Origin of the sequence: Candidatus Planktophila lacus (assembly GCF_002288385.1) — a bacterium.
Classification (GTDB): Bacteria; Actinomycetota; Actinomycetes; order Nanopelagicales; family Nanopelagicaceae; genus Planktophila; species Planktophila lacus_D.
On the sequence record NZ_CP016783.1, the window covers coordinates 855,127 to 873,684 of the forward strand.

Sequence of the window (18,558 nt, forward strand, 5' to 3'; positions counted from 1 at the left end):
CTCGCCGTTGAGATGGGGTAAAGATGCTCTCGGCGAGTTACGTAGGCTCGTTTTCTAGGTTAAGACGGGGTCACAAAATCGGGAAATTTGTTACATCTGTGTTACGCCAAGTGCGGGATAGGAATGCTATTCGCCGATTAAGCCTGAGATGTAGCGCTCTGAGTCGAAGGCAGCGAAATCTGATTCGGCTTCACCGGTTCCGACAAACTTGATTGGTATATCGAGAGCGTTTTCAATGGCTAGGGCTACTCCCCCTCGGGCGCTGCCATCTAACTTTGTGACAATCAAGCCAGTTACATCAACGGCTTCGGTAAAAATCTTCGCTTGGGTAATTCCATTTTGGCCTGTCGTTGCATCAATTACTAATAGAACTTCAGAAACCGGTAAGGATTTTTCGATTACGCGTTTTACCTTACCTAACTCGGCCATCAAATCGTTCTTATTGTGAAGTCGCCCAGCGGTATCAATTAGCAAGTAGCTAACTTGTTGTTCGTTTGCACGAACTGCGGCATCAAAAACGACCGATGCGGGCTCGGCTCCATCTTTGCCAGCGATAACTTCAACGCCGATACGCGCTCCCCATGTCTGCAACTGTTCTACTGCAGCAGCGCGAAAGGTGTCGGCTGCAGCAAGAATTACTGAGGAGCCAGAGCCTTTTAGCGAAGCGGCCAACTTCGCAACTGAAGTTGTTTTGCCGGTGCCATTTACTCCAACAACGATTAGCGCTGAGGTGGAGGCTGCCTTACTTAAGGTGCGGGATTTACTTGAGAGCTTCGAATTTAATATCTGAGTCAGAGAAGCGAGTGCATCATCGCCCTTGATTGATTTAGCATCTTTGATAATTGAGGATGTAAGTGATGGGCCAAGATCTGCAGCAAGAAGTTCTGCTTCAAGTTCTTGCCAATCAAGTGGATCAGCTGTCGAAACGCCTTTTATCTTTGAGATGAATTTACTGAAAATACCCATTGCCTAAATACCCATTGCCTAAAGAACCTTAAGCGGTGTCAGATTCGCGCAGGCGCTGTGAAATAACCTCAGTTACGCCATCGCCGCGCATGGTTACGCCATAGAGCGCATCTGCGATCTCCATAGTGCGCTTCTGGTGAGTAATGATGATCAACTGTGAACTTTCACGAAGTTCTTCGAGCACAACTAATAATCGGCCCAAGTTAACGTCATCGAGGGCGGCCTCAACTTCATCGAGCACGTAGAAAGGACTTGGTCGTGCTTTAAAGATCGCTACCAACATAGCAACCGCTGTCAGAGACTTTTCACCGCCTGAAAGTAGCGAGAGGCGCTTGATGCGCTTTCCTGGTGGACGCGCTTCCACATCAACACCAGTGTTGAGAAGATCATCAGGATTTGTAAGTATCAAACGGCCATCGCCACCAGGGAATAAGCGGGCGAAGATATCTTCAAAGTGTTTAGCGGTTTCTTCGTAGGCTTCCATGAAGATCTGTTGCACACGATCATCAACTTCCTTGATGATATCCAGCAGATCTTTCTTGGTGCGCTTTAGATCTTCTAACTGTTCGGCCAAGAACTTAAGGCGCTCTTCAAGCGCGTTGTACTCTTCCAAAGCTAATGGGTTGATCTTGCCGAGAAGAGTGAGTGAACGTTCAGTGGCAGCGAGGCGCTTCTCCTGTTGATCACGGCGATACGGGATTAACTCAGTAGCGACGATCTCACCGGTCTCGGTTTCGATAAAGGTTGGTACATCGTTCTGAGGTCCGTACTCATTTACAAGAGTTGTCGTATCAACTCCAAGTTCTTCTACTGCTTTGGACTCAAGTTGTTCGATACGCATGCGCTGTTCTGCACGAGCGATCTCATCTTTATGAACCGAAGAAGTTAGCTGTTCGAGTTCTGATGCGAGTTCACGTCCACGTGATCGCACGGTAAGCGTCTCGCCTTCGCGATCGGATCGTGATGCTTCGAGACGGGCGCGCTCTGTTGCAGCCTTCGCAATAGATCTTTCAATGTGGATTAACGCTTCGTATGCGGCTTCTGCAATTGCAGAAGAGATCAGCGCACCGCGCGCACGTGCACCGCGGCGCGATACTGCCCGCTCGGATGCTTCACGTTCGGCGTTAGCGGAATCTTCGAGGGCCTTGGCACGTGCACCAATTGAATCAACGCGCTCTTCGCTGGTGCGAACGGCAAGACGTGCTTCTACTTCTGCAGTTCGCGCAAGTGAGACTTCATTTCGTAAGTTTTCGGCGGCGCTGTGATCTGGTTCGCCAATTTCTCCACGTTGTTGCAATTGTGCAGAAGCGATGGAAAGTTCGTTCTCATCGCGACCTTTAGCAGCATTGGCTTCAGCGATTGCAGAATTTAAGCGCTCAACTTCGGCAGATGCCGATTTCATATTCTGGCCAGCTACGGCTAGTTGTTCAGTAAAAGCAGAAATTCGAGCATCTGATTCATTTAACTTAGATAGCGCGATATCAAATGTATTTTGCTTGCTTTCTACATCGCCTTGCGCTGTTGAGATCTCAAATTTAATGCGATCGCAGTTATGCGTAATGGTCTCAAGCTTGGCCTGTAACTCTTGGACCAGTGCGTTGATCTCAATTAGCGAAGTAGATGATGCTGAACCACCACGTGCGCGCTTTGCGGTGATTACATCGCCATCACGCGTTACAACTGTGACGCTTGGGTGGGAGTGAATAATGCCTTCGGCCTCACGTGCGCTTTCTGCAACGACCGTATTAGAGAGAAGTGAAGCGAGGAGCTCGGAGATCTCCGTAGAACGAACATGGGAAGTCAGCGCTGTAAGACCATCTGGAACAGATGTAGCACTGTGTGAACCTGGTTGGTAGACAAGTACATCTGCTTGGCCCAAGTTCTCGGAGCGCATCGTTGTTAAAGCGCTGATTGCAGAATTTAAATCACGAACGACAATCGCATCACAGAGCGATCCGAGCGCTGCGGCAGTTGCAGATTCCCATCCGGAATCAATTTGAACAAGGGATGCAATGCTTCCGAGAATTGTTAATCCGCGAGAATCGCGAACTAACGCTGCCCCACCATCGCGTGACTGCGAGGTTAACAACATCGCCTCTAACTTGGATTCGATTGCATTTCGCTCGCGATCGGCGGCGCGTTCTGCATCAACTAGTGAACTCAGTTCCGCTTTCGCGTTATCGAGAGATCGCTTAGCGACTTCAAATTCAGAGTCGAGCCCAAGTTCTCCGGCATCTGCACCAGCAATATCCATCTCGAGAGTTGAATATTGACGTTGTGCGCTTTCGGCGCGAGATTGCGCTTCATCGCGCGCTTTTACTAATCGAGCAATTTCTTCTGCGATCGCTTCTAATCGCGCTGCCAGCGACTTGATATGGCCTTCTTGGCGCGCCGTGCCTTCACGCTGATCGGCGATAGCGCGCATCGCTGCGGCGATTTTATCTTCCTCAACTTTTAAAGATTGTTCCGCGCTGGAAAGTTTGGAAGTTGTGGCTTGTAAGTGCGCTTGTGCGCTCTGAACTTCGCTGCGCAGTTGCGCCTCTTGCTGGCGAAGCGCCAGCGCTTCTTGATCAAGCGCTTCTGGGTCGCGACCAGCGCTACGTGCTTCTTCTGCTTCTTCAGCTAAGAAGCGTGAGCGCTCTTGTGCAAGTGATTGCGTTCCGCGGAATTTTTCACGAAGTGCGCTAAGTGCGTAGAAATTTTCCTGTGCTGCAATTAGAAGTGGGCTCTCGAAAGCGGCTTGCGCATCAAGTGATTCTTCGCGTGATCTGACTTTATCTAACTCATCTTCAACAAGTGAACGTCGCTCACGAAGTGCGGTTTCATCCGCTACTTCAGCATCGAGAGTTTTGGAAAGTGAGATGAAATCATCAGCGAGCAGACGTAACTTGGCATCACGAAGATCAGCCTGAATTGTCGCCGCTTTTTTCGCAACTTCTGCTTGCTTCCCGAGTGGACGGAGTTGGCGACGAAGTTCAACCGTTAAATCCTGAACGCGAGCTAAGTTCGCCTGCATTGAATCTAACTTACGAAGGGCTTTCTCTTTACGTTTGCGATGCTTAAGTACGCCAGCTGCTTCTTCGATAAACCCACGGCGTTCTTCAGGGGTAGCCATCAAAATTGCATCTAATTGGCCTTGGCCAACGATGACATGCATTTCGCGGCCGATACCTGAGTCGCTTAGTAGTTCTTGGATATCCAATAAGCGTGATGCTTCACCATTTATTTGGTACTCGCTCTGGCCATTACGAAAGAGAATGCGGGAAATTGTTACTTCGGTGTAATCAATTGGCAGGGCGCCATCGGTGTTATCGATTGTTAGTGAAACTTCTGCGCGACCAAGTGGTGCACGCCCGCTTGTGCCAGCGAAGATGACATCTTCCATCTTGCCGCCGCGAAGTGACTTCGCACCTTGCTCGCCCATAACCCATGTGAGGGCATCTACAACATTTGATTTTCCAGAGCCGTTTGGACCGACGACGCAGGTGATGCCCGGTTCCAGGCGAAGCGTCGTTGCCGACGCGAAGGATTTAAATCCTTTAAGCGTCATACTCTTTAAATACACGGCGTAAACCTACCGTTTAGGTGGCGTCATTACGTACGTGACGCGAGTGAAGTACTACTTGAGGGTTGCGAGAATTTCGTAGGCAGAACGAGCCGCTGATTGCTCTGCTTCGCGTTTGCTCTTACCGATACCTTGCGCAACTGCTTCACCGGCGACCATCGCTACAGCGGTGAAACTCTTATCGTGGTCTGGGCCTTCTTCAGTTACTAAATATTCGAGGGTGCCTTTTCCAAGTGATGAAACTAATTCTTGGAGCGCGGTCTTGCCATCTAGCCCAGCGCCCTTTGCCATAGCGCTTTCGAGAGTCTCATTAATTAACGTGCGAACAACGGTAGTAGTTGTTGCAAATCCGCACTCCAGATAAATAGCGCCAATCAAGGCTTCTAGAGCATCGGCAAGTAGTGAGTTTTTATCGCGCCCACCGGTGACTTCTTCACCTTTTCCAAGGCGAATATATTTTCCGAGTTCTAGCGTGCGAGCAATATCTGCGAGCGCACGCATATTTACGATTCCAGATCGCAGTGGAGATAAACGTGATTCATCTAAATCTGGATAACGAAGGTAGAGCTCTTCAGTAACAATTAAGCCCAGTACTGAATCACCTAAAAATTCTAAACGTTCATTTGTTTCTTTAGCACCGGTCTCATATGCAAATGAGCGATGGGTAAAAGCTAACTCGAGCAATTCGGGCTTTAATGTGATCCCGAGTTGCGCAGTTAAAGTAGAGAACAGATCAGACCTCGAGAACCTGGCGGCGGTTATATGTTCCGCAGGTTGGGCATGCTGTATGTGTGAGCTTTGGCTGCTGGCACTGTGGGCATGCTGCAAGTGATGCTGCAGTTGTCTTCCACATTGAGCGGCGTGAGCGTGTCTTCGAACGAGACATCTTTCGCTTTGGAACTGGCACGGTAATCGTCCTTAATCTCTTTTAAACCTATTGGTAAAAATTGGCTTAACTCGGTTAGGAGGTAAGTATCCCTTATTCATCCGATTTCTTAAAATCCAGTCCAGCCAAGCCCGCCCAGCGAGCGTCGATCGCCTCATGCTGGTGGCCTTCCGGAAGATCTGCCCACTTCTGACCGCAATCTGGACAGAGCCCGAGGCACTCTTCGGAGCAGAGCGGGTTGATTGGAAGATCTAATACAACGGCATCTCGAATAGGGGGCTCGAGATCCATCACATTGCCATCCATCCAAAGTTCGTCATCTTCTTCCAGATCTACGTCGTCATCAGATGCGCGCTTGGACTTCTTACCCTTCTTGCCAGAATCTTTACTTGGCTCGTAGCGATAGAGCTCTTGAATCTTTCGTTCAACAGTAATTTCAACTGGATCAAGGCAACGAATGCACTCGCCCTTTGCGATCGCATATAGATCAGCGCTTAACAAGACTCCCTCAGTAACGGATTCCAGACGGAGATCTACTTCAATAACATCACCGGCTGGCACGCTCACCAGCGGAACGCCAATCGGCTCCAAAATTTCTAGATCTAACTGATACTCCTTCATCTCCCCCGCACGGCGAGGAAGTTCAAAAGTGTTAAATTCAAATACCGAAGAGGCCTTAGACATCGAAATAGGTGCTCTCGTGGTTAATTGTCGTCGGCTAATTGCGACAAGACATCTTTATCGTTTGCACCATCTAGTCGCTCACGACCGCGGGCTACTGCATCAAGAGTCTTATTGAGGATCACTTCTAGAGTGGCAAGGCGGCCATCAATGTAGCTTTCTACTTCAGCGCGCTCATCAGCAGCAAGTGCGCGTGCATCGTCAAGGATTCGTTGTGCTTCATCACGTGCTGCTTGGACAATCGCAGTTTGTTCGATCATGCGCGCAACTTCTTCGCGCGCGGTGGCGATCATTTGTTCGGCTGAAGAACGGCCTTCTTCAACTAAGTTATCGCGCTGGGCCAAAATTGCTTCGGCTGCAGATAAATCTTGTGGAAGTGCAATTCTTGCGCCATCTAAGATTTCTAAAATTTCGCCACGATGTACAACGCAGGAAGCTGAAAGTGGAACTCCGCGAGCCTCTTCGATCAGAGTAATGGCGGTGCTGAGTTTTTCGATCGAGTCCATTTTTACTTCCCTGCTACTCGTGCTTTAAGTGCATCATTTACGACGCCTGGAACCATAGAGGATACATCTCCACCGAAATGAGCGAGCTCTTTAACGATAGAAGAGGAGAGAAATGAGTGTGTTGGAGCAGTTGCCATAAACATAGTTTCAACGCCGGAGCCCTGGAGATTTACCTGAGCCATCTGAAGCTCGTAATCAAAGTCGGTAACCGCGCGCAAACCCTTTACGATCGCCTGAATTGAATTTTCCTTACAGTAATCAACGAGCAAGCCATGCCAAGAATCAACCTTGACGTTCTTAAACTGTGAAGTAGTTTTGCGGGCCATTTCCATACGTTCTTCGACAGAGAAGAGCGAAGCCTTTGTGCGATTTTCCAAGACTGCCACAATAACTTCATCAAACTGGCTGCTGGCGCGCTCGATGATGTCGAGATGACCAAAGGTGATTGGATCAAATGATCCTGGGCAAACGGCGCGCTTCATGGAGTAAACGCTAGCAACGATCAGCGTGGTTATCCATTTTCAGGCTCAAAGTTCGGCTGGAACCCCATAGAAAATCGTCGCTTGGCCATAATTTTTTTCGCGCAGAGCCTGATATCCATCTGGCCAAGATATTTCCTTGACTCTGGAATTTCTCTCAACTGCAATTAAAGCTTGCGGATGAAGAAAACCACCCTCACGAAGTTGAATGAGATTTTCAATTACATCAATATCTTCTACATCGTATGGTGGATCGATATAGATAAAGTGGTACGGAACTGTCGCCCGATCTTGTAAGAAACGGTGAACGCTCATTCCAAAGAGGTGGAAACTGCCTGGACACTGCGCGCTCCTGATGCTTTCAAAGTTTGCGGCTATCGACTTCTGCGCTTGCTCATCTTTCTCAACTGCATGAACAATCTCGGCACCTCGGGAGAGCGATTCAAGTGCAATAGCACCTGTGCCGGCATATAAATCCAGAATATGAAGCCCTGCAAAGTCACCAAATTCAGATGCCAAGGTAGAAAAGAGCGCTTCACGGGCGCGATCAGAAGTTGGTCGGGTAGCACCTGCAACGGCGGCGATGTTTCGCCCCTTAGCAAGTCCTGCGATAATGCGCATTTATCTATCCCTAACCTTTATCGATATATGAAGACGTTTGTTCTTTCTTTAACATCTCTAATTCATCTTTGAGCAAAGGATAGCCGTTTAGAGAGCTGTCGCTTTCTAATAATTCTGCAGCCACATTGCGCGCTTCCTCAATTAGCCCTTCATCGCGCAAGACACGCAATAAGCGAAGATGCGACCGAGCGCCAGATTGTGTTGCACCTAAAACATCGCCTTCACGTCTTTGTTCAAGATCAATACGAGAGAGTTCGAAGCCATCTTGGGTCTTAGATACTGCTTCCAATCGCTCACGTGCTGGCGTTTCGATTGGCGCGCCAGATACAAGTAGGCACAAACCAGGTGAAGTGCCGCGACCAACTCGGCCACGTAACTGATGAATCTGAGATACGCCAAAGCGATCTGCATCCATAATCACCATGACTGTGGCATTTGGAACATCCACACCAACTTCAATGACAGTTGTTGAAACAAGTACATCTATCTCACCTGCAGAAAAAGCCTGCATCGTTGCATCTTTTAACTCTGTGGTTAAACGTCCATGCAAAGGCGCAATCCGTAAGCCCTTAAGCGCTCCCCCGTGTAACTTCGGCGCCAACTCTTCAACGGAGGCGATATCAGGCGATTGCTCTCCGTATAGAAAATCTAGATCGGCATCTTCAGAACTTCCGGCAGCGATGCGCGGTGCAACGATGTAAGCCTGATGCCCTTGTGAGACTTCTTCGCGAATTCGCTCCCAGGCGCGATCTAAGAAAGAAGGTTTCTCCATAGTAGGTACCACGTGTGTTGTTATAGGTTGGCGACCCAGCGGAAGTTCGCGCAGAGTTGAAATATCTAAATCGCCAAAGACGGTCATCGCAACTGTTCTTGGTATTGGGGTTGCAGTCATAACCAATAAGTGCGGCGGATTAACCGCCTTTGCTTTCAGCGCATCTCGTTGCTCAACACCAAAGCGATGTTGCTCATCGACAACAATCAAGCCAAGATCGTTAAAAACAACGCTCTCGCTAAGAAGTGCATGAGTACCAATAACAATTCCAGCTTGGCCAGATGCGGCAAGAGCAAGCGCCTCTTTGCGCGCTGCCGAGTTCTGAGAACCAGTTAATAAAGTTATTTGCGTTGCGTTTTCAACACCGCCCAGCATCCCTCCTTGGGCCAGTGGCCCAAGCAATTTTTCAATTGTTCGTAGATGCTGGGCTGCCAAAACTTCTGTTGGGGCAAGTAACGCTGCTTGCCCCCCGCTATCGACGACCGCCAACATGGCACGAAGTGCGACAACAGTTTTTCCAGAACCAACTTCACCTTGTAGCAAACGGTGCATTGGGATATCTGCTGCTAGATCGCTTTCAATCTCTCGTGAAACTTCTACCTGGCCAGGCGTTAACTTCCACGGAAGCGATTTATCGAAGGCTTCCAAAATCCCGTCGGACTTAACTGGTCGGGCGACAGTCTTTAGCGCACGGAGTTCGGCTCTGCGCTCGAGTAAAAGTAGTTGCAGTAAGAAGGCTTCATCAAAGGTCAAGCGCGCCTTGGAAAGTTCTGCGCTATCTAAATCAACTGGGTTATGTATCTGAATTAGCGCTTGCTGCGCAGACGGGTATTTAAACATCTCAAGGATATGTGGCGGGATGAAATCTGGGACTTCATCTAAAGAATCAATGGCTAGCTTTACACATTGCGCAATCTTCCACGAAGGAAGTTTTGAACTGGCTGGATAAACCGGCAGAAACTTTCCAGCAAAATCTGCAACGGCAGAATCAACATCACTGCCATCTGGAACCATTTCGTAATCCGGATGAGCCAACTGGCGTTTGCCGTTAAAGACTCCGACTTTTCCTGCAAACAAACCTTGTCTACCTACGCGCAACTCTTTCTCGCGCCAAGATTGATTGAAAAAAGTTAGCGACATCTTTGCGCTGCCATCGGTCACGATAACTTCGAGAATGCTGCCCTTGCGCCCCTGCAATTTGCGGCTACTCGAGGAGTAAATCTCTGCCAGTACCGTTACTTCATCACCTTCGTTAAGTTCGGCAATGTCGCTTAGCTCGCCACGTACTAAGTAGCGACGCGGATAGTGATGCAATAAATCAGAGACAGTTCGGTAACCAAAAACGGTATCTAGGACTTTGGCAGTGCGATCGCCCACTACATCAACCAACTTGGTTGTGAGCCTGCCGTCTGCGATCGCCATGGGAGCCATTCTCGCGTGGATTTCTCGGAATTAGCGTGAAGTTGGCCTTCTTGCTACCCTTACGCCCTATTCATTAAGTTAAAGATCTAAAAGGAGAAACGCTGTGGCATCAACATGCGATATCTGTGGCAAAGGGCCCAGCTTTGGAAATAACGTTTCACACTCTCAGGTAAAGACTCGTCGTCGCTGGAATCCAAATATCCAACGCATCAAGACTCTTGTCGGTGGAACAGCTAAGCGCCAGAACGTTTGTACTTCCTGCCTTAAGGCCGGAAAAGTTTCTCGCTAAAGTTTCTTAAATCTAATTAAGACCGCTTTTTAAATCCAGTAGGACACTTTGGCTTCACGCCAGTGACCTTTCTTAACTGGTTACCTTTAATACAAGAAATCGACGTCACCTTTGGCGTTGGCGTTGGCTTAGGCGACGCTGTAGTTCGAACTGTTCCCGCGGCCGACATATTGCTTGCGGCCCCTGCAGATGAAGCCATTAAGTCAAAACTAGGATTTAGCGAGATATCTAGCATCGGGTCTGGAAACTCAAAGCCGAAGACCTGAATGATGATTCGACCATTCTTAACAGCAACAGTCTTAGTCGCCGCGGTAGATCCGCCTTCGCTTGTGCGAACAGAGATAGTTAAAGCCGATGCTGCATCTTCTGCGCGCTTAAGTCCCCAAAGCGCTAGCGCATCGGCAGATGAAATCGTTGCATAGTAAAAACCAGTGTTAACTGACTTACCATCCGGCGCTAGGCGCGGAGCAGATGCTTTGTAACTCAAAGACTTTTTCTCTGCATTCCACACAGGAGTTGAAAGTTTGCAGAGTCCGTTAGATCCAACATAGATCTTGCCGCTGCCGCCTTCAAATGAGAACCCAAGTGGATCATTGGATGGAACTAAAATTGATTGGAATTGCGTAACAAGCGCTGATGAAACACCAGCATCGCCTGAGCAATCTTTAGCGCTCTTAGCCTGCGGAACCTTCACTGGATAACCTGCAATCTCAAAGACCGCAGCCTGAACGTCAACTGTTGCTTCAGTTGCAATGCCATAGGTAACGCCTAGCTTGAAGTCGGAGATTCGCATCTTTACCGAAATCAGCGCATCACTATTTAGATTAACTGGCGTTGTGGCACTTGTGGTTAGCGCTGCCAGCGTGACGTTATTTCCTGGTGAATAAGTTGGTTTGGCATCGAGCATGATCCATGGAACAAATTCATTTGCAGCTTGTGCTTCTATATATAGACCGTCGTAATTTTCATTTGCGAATGCGCCATCTGCGCTCCATCGCCCTGGCAGAGCTTTGCCTGATGCAACACCATTTGTATTTCCTGCAGTAGCGCCTTGAGTACCGCTAGCAACCCAAGTAAGTGCAATAGCTTTGCCACCAGTAGGTGTAATGCTTACTGAATCAATGCAGTATGCGCCGCCACCTGCAGAACAAGGTAAGAACGCACCCTTAGGAAGTGTGACACTGGCATTTGCAGAAGTAACTCCAACCAGAATTGCTGAGATAGAAAGTGCTACAGTGGCCAAAGTTGCTACAAATGATGATCTTTTCATCTCGCAAAATTATCGCCTTGCTAAAAGGTAGGCAATAGCACCGCGCCAGTTTTTATGTGTTTAAAAAAATAAAAAATATGGAAATCGCTGCATAAAAATCCAAGGGTCTTTTTAGAAATGTTGCCAAGCGTTCGCTGCCACGCCTGCGGGAACGTTTGCAAGGCCCGCGCCCTGGGTAACGTCTCCAATTAAAAGCCCTGGCAGATCTGTGCCGGTTGCCAGAAGGGCGTGATCCTCTCCCCCAGCAAAAATCCAACTCCAAATATCAATATCCATTCGCTGGGCAAGATTTTCAAGCTCCATGAATTCAGCGCTTGCTTGGATTTTAGTTAGGTCAAAGTTAAAGCAAACCTTTGAAGCCTCAGCCATCTGTGCTGCTTGAATAACCAAGGCATCGCTGACATCGCAGAGCGCATTTGCCTTTGAGGAATCAAATCCATAATCAATAGTTGGAGACTTAAACTCGCTAAGTGCTTTTTGAGCAGGCTCCATATTTTCTTTTGATCCGGAACTCACAATCGCCAAACCGGCCGCCGACCACCCCGTAAGTGATGATAAATAAATGCCATCTCCTGGTTTTGCTCCACTACGAGTTATCGCTTTGTTAGTAGAACCAATCGCAGTCATTGAGAAAACTACTTGATCAGCGCGAGAAATATCTCCACCAACTACATGGGCTCCCGCAAGATCTGCTTCATATTTAATCCCACGTGCAAGATCAGAAATCCATTCCATAGTTTCGGAACCTGTAAGAGCAACAGCGACAAGCAGGTAATCGGGCTTAGCTGACATCGCTAAAACATCTGCGGTATTTGCCGCCGTAACCTTTCGCCCAATTTCAAAAGCGCTCGACCAGTCGGTTCGGAAATGTACTCCGGAAACGGCCATGTCGGTTGTTACAACTTGGGCTTTGGCGCCAGATACAACCGCTGCATCATCGCCAATCCCAAGAGAAATTCGTGGATCGGTTGATGCAAAAATCTCCTTTAGGCGCGCGATTACCTGCGCTTCGTTGAAGCCGCTAGCGTTTTTTTGCGCTTCGTTGAAGCCGCCATCACTAATCGCCATAGCGCCAAGACTAGAACATGGGGTACCTTTGCGCTTACCTTCAACGGCGAAGTTCTCACGAGAAAGGCAGACCACTATGTCAGTTCAGGCATACATCTTGATTCAAACCGAAGTTGGCAAAGCATCTAGCGTTGCAAAATCTGTCTCTGCTATCGCCGGCGTTACATTGGCTGAAGGAGTTACAGGTCCTTACGATGTAATCATGCGCGCAGAGTCTCCATCGATGGAGGAATTTGGCCGCGCGATTTTGTCTAAGGTGCAGGCTGTTCCGGGTATTACGCGCACCCTGACTTGCCCAGTTACTTATTAATTTCCCAAGACTTTAATTTCCCAAGACACCATTACTGCGCGTAAGCGCTGATGCGAGTAAATGGGAAATTACTTCTGTGTATTGCACACCGGTTGCTGCCCACATCTTTGGAAATACTGATGTTGCGGTAAAGCCCGGCATCGTGTTTAACTCATTGATGATGACTTCATTGTTATCAGTTAAGAAGAAGTCCACACGGGCTAAGCCACTGCAGCCAAGTGCGATAAAGGCATCTACCGCTTTGGCGCGGATCTGATCGCTGATCTTCTGATCAATTGCCGCCGGAAGTTCGATGGTTGTGGCTGAATCTAGATACTTAGCTTCAAAGTTGTAAAAATCGTACTTCGGATCGATTTTTATCTGCCCAACCAGTGATGCTTTAGCAACGCCATCAATTTCAAGGACTGCGCACTCAATCTCTTTGCCACGAATTTCTTGCTCCACCATCGCCTTTGGATCAAAGGTATGTGCCTCTTCAAGAGCAGCGGCAAATTCAGCAGCAGATTTAACTTTTGTTGTCCCACGACTTGATCCACCACGTGCCGGCTTTACAAATACTGGATAGCCAAGTTGGTCTGCCTGTTTTTGAACCGCTGATTTATCTTTTGCCCAATCGGATGCGCGAGCGACAAAGCCTGCCGCAACTTTAATTCCGTGGGCCGCAAAGATTGGCTTTGCAAATGATTTATCCATAGCAACTGCTGAGGCAAGAACTCCAGAGCCAACGTATGCAATATCGGCCATCTCAAGAAGTCCTTGAATCGTTCCATCTTCACCGTACGGACCGTGCAGTAACGGAAAGACGATATCAATCTTTAAGTTGACGCCAGCGCTGATAAAACCTGATGCATCTAATGAAACGGGGTTTCCAGTTTCTGGAACTACTGGGAGAACACCATTTTTGATTGTGAGAGATGTTTTGTCATCAAGTAAGAACCATTTGCCGCTCTTGCTGATGCCGATCAAAACAGGTTCAAATTTGCTGCGATCAATTGCGGAGAGCACTCCCCCTGCGGAAATACATGAGATTTCGTGTTCGCTGGAGCGACCACCACAGATAATTGCTACGCGCTTAGTCATCGGATGAAGTTCTCCGCTTGAGTTGTAATCTCCATTAAGCGCTGTAGCGCCTGTGCTGGCGTAAGCGAGCCATTAACAATGTCAGCAACTGATTCGATTACGGGAACTTCTACTCCAACGCGGTGGGCTATTTCTACAATCGCTCCCGATGAGGAGACGCCTTCTACCGTCTTTGCTCCTTGCGCAACCGCTTGTTCCATGGAACCAGTCTTACCTAAGAGTTCGCCAAATGTGCGGTTACGAGAAAGTGGAGAGCCACAAGTTGCAACTAAGTCACCCATTCCGGCAAGGCCTGCCGCACTTAGTGGATCAGCCCCGTGCGCAGCACATAATCGGGCTACTTCATTAAGGCCGCGAGTAATCAGCATCGCTTGGGTATTTTCGCCAAAACCCATACCGATAGAGATTCCAACGGCTAAGGCAATTACATTTTTGATTGCGCCCGCTAATTCACAACCTAATAAATCAACTGATGTGTAAACGCGGTAGTAAGGAGTACGGAATAGTGCGCGAACTTCTTCAGAGGTGGCTTGCGTAGTTGCTGCAGCCACCGCACCAGCGGGTTGGCGCAGCACTAGTTCGTCAGCCAAATTTGGTCCGGTAATCATCGCGACTCTATGTGGTCCGAGAATTTCAACAATGACTTCAGTCATGCGAAGTTGGGTGCTGATTTCAATTCCCTTTAATGTACTGACCACCAAACAACCTTCCGAGAAGCGTGGTTTCCACTCCCTTAAAGTTGCGCGCAATTGCGAGGATGGAATCGCTAAAACATAACTTTGGCTGAAGGCAAAGGCCTCATCTAAATCTGTAGTGGCTTTCAGCTCTGCGGGCAATGTGTGATGCGCTAAATATTTCGCATTTGTATGGGACGAATTAATCTCATCTACAACTTCTTGGTTTCGGCCCCAGAGCAGAACATCATTTCCGGCATCGCAGAGAACTTGCGCCATGGTTGAACCCCATGCTCCTGCTCCGAACACCGTTACCTTGCTCATTACTTCTCTGCCACCTTTTTACGCTTCTTTTTAAAATTACCTGTACGAGGTAAATCAGAAGTATGTGGATCAAAGATTACTTCAGGTCGCTTCTCGCCACGAATTTCTTCTAGCAAAGTTGTAATTTCCCGCATGACTTTTGCAGTTGCCTCGATAAGTGCTTGCTGATCATCCTCTTTGCCATACCACTGGGAGAGATCAACCGGCTTTCCCGCTTTCAAGGTGATCTGGGTACGTGGAAATAATTTAATCTTCTTCGAATAAGTCGGCATCAAAACTTGTGCGCCCCATTGCGCAACCGGAATTACGGGAGTGCGTGTGCTTAGAGCAAGTCTGGCCAAACCAGTCTTGGCAATCATCGGCCAATGATCGGCATCACGAGAGAGAGTCCCTTCTGGATAAACACCAAGTAAATGTCCCGACTCTAAAAGTCGCTTCGCGTGATCAACAGCTTTGCCTGCGTTAGGTGTTTCCCGTTCAACGGGAACCTGGCCAGCTGCAAGCAGAATGCGGCCGATTATTGGAACTTTAAATACGCCAACCTTGCCTAGGAAACGTGGGGCTCGGCCATTCTTGTAAAGAAAGTGCGCAAAATTTAAGACATCGAAATATGAGAGGTGGTTATTCGCAACTATTACCGCGCCGGTCTTCGGAATATTTCCAGCGCCGATCCACGTGCGCTTGGTGATCAAGTTAATGATTGGGATCAATATAGATGAGCAAATTTTAAAGGTGATATTTGTACCGAGAGGATTACCGGTAGGTGGCGCATATGAAACGCGCATCTTGGCCATATCTAAATCTTAGTGGGCAAAGAAAAACTGGGGCCAGCAAGCGCTGACCCCAGTTCTATGAAGTTTTTGAAGATAGGTTAGGAAGCGAGAATTAACGCTTCTTAGCAGCCTTCTTTGCAACCTTCTTCTTAGCTACTGGCTTACGCTTAGCAACTTTCTTAACAGCCTTCTTCGCTGCTGGCTTCTTCTTAGCAACCTTCTTGACTGCTGCCTTCTTAGCCACTGGCTTTGCAACAGGCTTTGGTTCTGGCTTTGGAGCCGGTCCTAGCTTGCGCTCACCTGAGATGACATCCTTCAAACCCTTTGCAGGCAAGAAGCGAGCCTTCTTTGAAGCCTTGATCTTGATTGTCTCGCCTGTGAATGGGTTACGTCCCATACGTGCCTTGCGATCAACCTTCTTGAACTTACCGAAATCGTTGATCATTACATCTTCACCCTTTGACATGGTGCGTGTAATTGTGTCGAAAACGATTTCTACAGCGTGTGCTGCTTCCTTCTTGCTGTCGTTGAAGTGTGGGGCCAACGCGGCAATGAACTGGGCCTTATTCATCTAAATCCCCTTAGATTTAAGCGTAAATTAAGCGTTCGCTTAACTTGTGGCTAAAACTTAAACCTTTTAATAGGGTGAGAGCGATATTAAAGCGGGCGTGTCGCAATTTAATATTTTAGAAAAATCGCACTTTTTACGCGTAAAAAACTCTCATTTACAAGTTGAGGGTTGAACAGAAAATGCTCACCCCATCCAAGAAGTTAGCGTTTTACGCTGGTTTTCACGCTTGAAAAACGATCGAGAGTTTTTCTTAATTCTTTAAATGCGAATTGGCAGTGTTTTTGGCTTGTAAGCAGGTCGCTTTGCTTCGAAAGAATCGATCTCATCAGTGTGCTTTAGCGTCAAACCGATGTCATCTAGGCCCTCCATCAAGCGCCAGCGGGTGTAATCATCTAGCTCGAAGGCAACTGTGGTTGATCCGTAGGAAACAGTGCGTGTTTCAAGATCCACGGTGATTGAAGTTGTTGGATCGCTCTCAATAGTTGTCCAGATCGCTTCCACTGCCTCCTGAGGAAGGATCACGGTTAGCAAACCGCCCTTAAGCGAGTTGCCTCGGAAGATATCGGCGAAGCGGCTTGAGATGACCACCTTGAATCCGTAATTCTGTAGCGCCCAAACAGCGTGCTCGCGAGATGAACCGGTGCCGAATTCAGGGCCGGCAACCAAGATGGTTCCGCTCTTATATTGCGGTTGATTCAAAACAAACTCTGGATCATTGCGCCAAGCAGCAAATAAACCATCTTCAAAGCCGCTACGAGTAACGCGCTTTAGGTAAACGGCAGGAATGATCTGATCGGTATCGACATTGCTACGACGTAGCGGAATACCTGTGCCTGTGTGTTTAACAAACTTCTCCATGGCCATATCCCTTCCTACAAATCTGCCGGTGATGAGAGCGTGCCGCGAATTGCGGTAGCTGCTGCAACTAGCGGGCTCACTAAGTGTGTGCGTCCGCCTTTACCTTGGCGGCCTTCAAAGTTTCTGTTAGAAGTTGATGCTGAACGCTCTCCCACAGCTAGTTGATCTGGGTTCATTCCGAGACACATTGAACAACCGGCGTTACGCCATTCGGCACCGAAATCAAGGAAGACTTTATCTAAGCCCTCTTTCATCGCTTGCTGGCGAACGCGCTCTGATCCAGGCACAACCAACATGCGAAGTTTTGGTGCAATCTTCTTGCCTTCGATTACCGATGCAGCCGCACGTAAATCTTCGATGCGACCATTGGTGCAAGAGCCCAAGAAAACAGTGTCAATCGCTATCTTTTTCAATGGTGTTCCTGCTGTAAGACCCATGTACTCAAGTGCGCGTTCTGCTGCGCCACGCTCTTCAGAGTCTTTAATGTCTGCAGGATTTGGCACTGATGCATTTAGCGGAAGACCCTGTCCTGGGTTAGTTCCCCAAGTTACAAATGGCTCAAGTGTGTTGCCATCGAGCGTGATTTCAACATCGAACTTAGCATCGCTATCTGTAAATAGCGTCTCCCAATACTTCTGCGCAGTTTCGAAATCTTCTGGCGCATGTGGCTTGCCCTTGATGTAATCAAAGGTCTTCTGATCTGGTGCGATCAATCCAGCGCGCGCACCAGCTTCGATAGACATGTTACAAACGGTCATACGACCTTCCATCGAAAGTTCGCGAATTGCAGAGCCGCGGTATTCGATGATGTAGCCCTGTCCCCCGCCAGTACCAATCTGCGCGATGATCGCCAAGATAATATCTTTTGCGGTTACACCGGTCTTTAGAGTTCCTTCAACATTGATCGCCATTGTCTTTGGGCGACTTGACGGCAGAGTCTGCGTAGCAAGCACATGTTCAACTTCTGATGTACCAATACCGAATGCAATCGCACCGAATGCGCCATGTGTTGAAGTATGTGAATCGCCGCAAACAATTGTCATACCTGGTTGAGTGATTCCGAGCTGTGGTCCAACTACGTGGACAACGCCTTGATCGGCATCGCCAAGTGAGTGGATACGAATTCCGAATTCCTTAGCGTTATTGCGCAAGGTATCGATCTGCAGTTTTGAAACTGGATCTGCGATCGGCTTTAAAATATCGAGCGTTGGGGTGTTGTGATCTTCAGTTGCAATTGTCAGGTCTGGGCGGCGCACTTTTCGTCCGGCAAGGCGCAGGCCATCAAATGCTTGCGCACTTGTTACTTCGTGAACTAATTGCAGATCGATGTAGAGTAGATCAGGTTCTCCTTGCGCCGAACGAACGACGTGGTCTTCCCAAATCTTCTCTGCCAGAGTTTTACCCATGCTCTTCTTCCTTTAAATCTTGCATCTCATTAAATGG

The 18,558-nt window shown here is 48.3% G+C and carries 19 protein-coding genes; 2 read left to right on the plus strand and 17 right to left on the minus strand.

The annotated features are described in order from the left end of the window. Window positions 1-126 precede the first annotated feature (126 nt). The 9 genes from ftsY to recG form a co-directional block, all read right to left on the minus strand. Window positions 127-966 carry a signal recognition particle-docking protein FtsY gene (gene ftsY, locus A1sIIB60_RS04295; RefSeq protein WP_095689261.1) on the minus strand — a complete coding sequence of 280 codons (840 nt, stop codon included), beginning with the start codon at window positions 964-966 and terminating at the stop codon, window positions 127-129. Between the two features lie 28 nt (window positions 967-994). Further along, the gene (gene smc, locus A1sIIB60_RS04300; RefSeq protein ID WP_095689262.1) at window positions 995-4,516 is read right to left on the minus strand and encodes a chromosome segregation protein SMC; all 3,522 of its coding nucleotides are present in this window, start codon (window positions 4,514-4,516) and stop codon (window positions 995-997) included. A gap of 69 nt (window positions 4,517-4,585) precedes the next feature. Then, entirely contained in the window at window positions 4,586-5,215 is a 630-nt protein-coding gene (gene rnc, locus A1sIIB60_RS04305; protein ID WP_236857233.1) for a ribonuclease III, read from the minus strand. 49 nt (window positions 5,216-5,264) lie between these two features. Beyond that, window positions 5,265-5,438, minus strand: a complete 174-nt coding sequence (rpmF, locus tag A1sIIB60_RS04310) for a 50S ribosomal protein L32 (protein ID WP_095671248.1) — start codon at window positions 5,436-5,438, stop codon at window positions 5,265-5,267. A gap of 72 nt (window positions 5,439-5,510) precedes the next feature. Next, window positions 5,511-6,101 (minus strand): YceD family protein, encoded by a 591-nt coding sequence (locus A1sIIB60_RS04315; RefSeq protein ID WP_095689263.1) that lies wholly within the window; start codon window positions 6,099-6,101, stop codon window positions 5,511-5,513. Between the two features lie 20 nt (window positions 6,102-6,121). Then, window positions 6,122-6,604, minus strand: a complete 483-nt coding sequence (locus tag A1sIIB60_RS04320; RefSeq protein WP_095689264.1) for an ATP synthase subunit B family protein — start codon at window positions 6,602-6,604, stop codon at window positions 6,122-6,124. 2 nt (window positions 6,605-6,606) lie between these two features. Then, window positions 6,607-7,086, minus strand: coding sequence for a pantetheine-phosphate adenylyltransferase (gene coaD / locus A1sIIB60_RS04325; protein WP_095689265.1), 480 nt, complete (start codon window positions 7,084-7,086; stop codon window positions 6,607-6,609). A 45-nt stretch (window positions 7,087-7,131) separates the two neighbouring features. Continuing rightward, window positions 7,132-7,704, minus strand: coding sequence for a 16S rRNA (guanine(966)-N(2))-methyltransferase RsmD (gene rsmD, locus A1sIIB60_RS04330; protein ID WP_150131913.1), 573 nt, complete (start codon window positions 7,702-7,704; stop codon window positions 7,132-7,134). Window positions 7,705-7,714: 10 nt separating this feature from the next. Further along, entirely contained in the window at window positions 7,715-9,898 is a 2,184-nt protein-coding gene (gene recG / locus A1sIIB60_RS04335) for an ATP-dependent DNA helicase RecG (RefSeq protein WP_095689266.1), read from the minus strand. Between the two features lie 103 nt (window positions 9,899-10,001). On the opposite strand from recG, the gene rpmB reads away from it, so the two are divergent. Further along, window positions 10,002-10,187 carry a 50S ribosomal protein L28 gene (gene rpmB / locus A1sIIB60_RS04340; protein ID WP_095671252.1) on the plus strand — a complete coding sequence of 62 codons (186 nt, stop codon included), beginning with the start codon at window positions 10,002-10,004 and terminating at the stop codon, window positions 10,185-10,187. A gap of 16 nt (window positions 10,188-10,203) precedes the next feature. Here the strand turns inward: rpmB and A1sIIB60_RS04345 are convergent, their stop codons facing one another. Together A1sIIB60_RS04345 and thiL are read right to left on the minus strand one after the other, a co-directional pair. Beyond that, entirely contained in the window at window positions 10,204-11,457 is a 1,254-nt protein-coding gene (locus A1sIIB60_RS04345; protein WP_095689267.1) for a hypothetical protein, read from the minus strand. Window positions 11,458-11,568: 111 nt separating this feature from the next. Further along, window positions 11,569-12,525 carry a thiamine-phosphate kinase gene (gene thiL, locus A1sIIB60_RS04350; RefSeq protein ID WP_095689639.1) on the minus strand — a complete coding sequence of 319 codons (957 nt, stop codon included), beginning with the start codon at window positions 12,523-12,525 and terminating at the stop codon, window positions 11,569-11,571. Between the two features lie 76 nt (window positions 12,526-12,601). Between thiL and A1sIIB60_RS04355 the strand changes: the two genes are divergently transcribed. Next, on the plus strand, window positions 12,602-12,835 hold the full coding sequence (locus A1sIIB60_RS04355; protein WP_095671254.1) for an Lrp/AsnC family transcriptional regulator: 234 nt from the start codon (window positions 12,602-12,604) through the stop codon (window positions 12,833-12,835). A gap of 12 nt (window positions 12,836-12,847) precedes the next feature. Here A1sIIB60_RS04355 and A1sIIB60_RS04360 read toward each other — a convergent pair whose 3' ends face one another. The 6 genes from A1sIIB60_RS04360 to leuC all read right to left on the minus strand — a co-directional run bounded on the left by A1sIIB60_RS04360 (window position 12,848) and on the right by leuC (window position 18,521). Further along, a complete protein-coding gene (locus tag A1sIIB60_RS04360; protein ID WP_095689268.1) occupies window positions 12,848-13,915 on the minus strand; it encodes a D-alanine--D-alanine ligase family protein in 1,068 nt (355 codons plus the stop codon). After that, window positions 13,912-14,913 (minus strand): NAD(P)H-dependent glycerol-3-phosphate dehydrogenase, encoded by a 1,002-nt coding sequence (locus tag A1sIIB60_RS04365; protein WP_095689269.1) that lies wholly within the window; start codon window positions 14,911-14,913, stop codon window positions 13,912-13,914. Before A1sIIB60_RS04365 ends, A1sIIB60_RS04360 begins: the two co-directional genes overlap by 4 nt. After that, on the minus strand, window positions 14,913-15,707 hold the full coding sequence (locus A1sIIB60_RS04370) for a lysophospholipid acyltransferase family protein (RefSeq protein ID WP_095689270.1): 795 nt from the start codon (window positions 15,705-15,707) through the stop codon (window positions 14,913-14,915). Before A1sIIB60_RS04370 ends, A1sIIB60_RS04365 begins: the two co-directional genes overlap by 1 nt. Before the next feature lie 91 nt (window positions 15,708-15,798). Then, window positions 15,799-16,257, minus strand: a complete 459-nt coding sequence (locus A1sIIB60_RS07340; protein ID WP_095689271.1) for an HU family DNA-binding protein — start codon at window positions 16,255-16,257, stop codon at window positions 15,799-15,801. Between the two features lie 258 nt (window positions 16,258-16,515). Then, window positions 16,516-17,115: a 3-isopropylmalate dehydratase small subunit gene (gene leuD, locus A1sIIB60_RS04380; RefSeq protein WP_095689272.1), complete on the minus strand. Its 600-nt coding sequence runs from the start codon at window positions 17,113-17,115 to the stop codon at window positions 16,516-16,518. A gap of 14 nt (window positions 17,116-17,129) precedes the next feature. Continuing rightward, entirely contained in the window at window positions 17,130-18,521 is a 1,392-nt protein-coding gene (leuC, locus tag A1sIIB60_RS04385) for a 3-isopropylmalate dehydratase large subunit (protein ID WP_095689273.1), read from the minus strand. Window positions 18,522-18,558 lie beyond the last annotated feature (37 nt).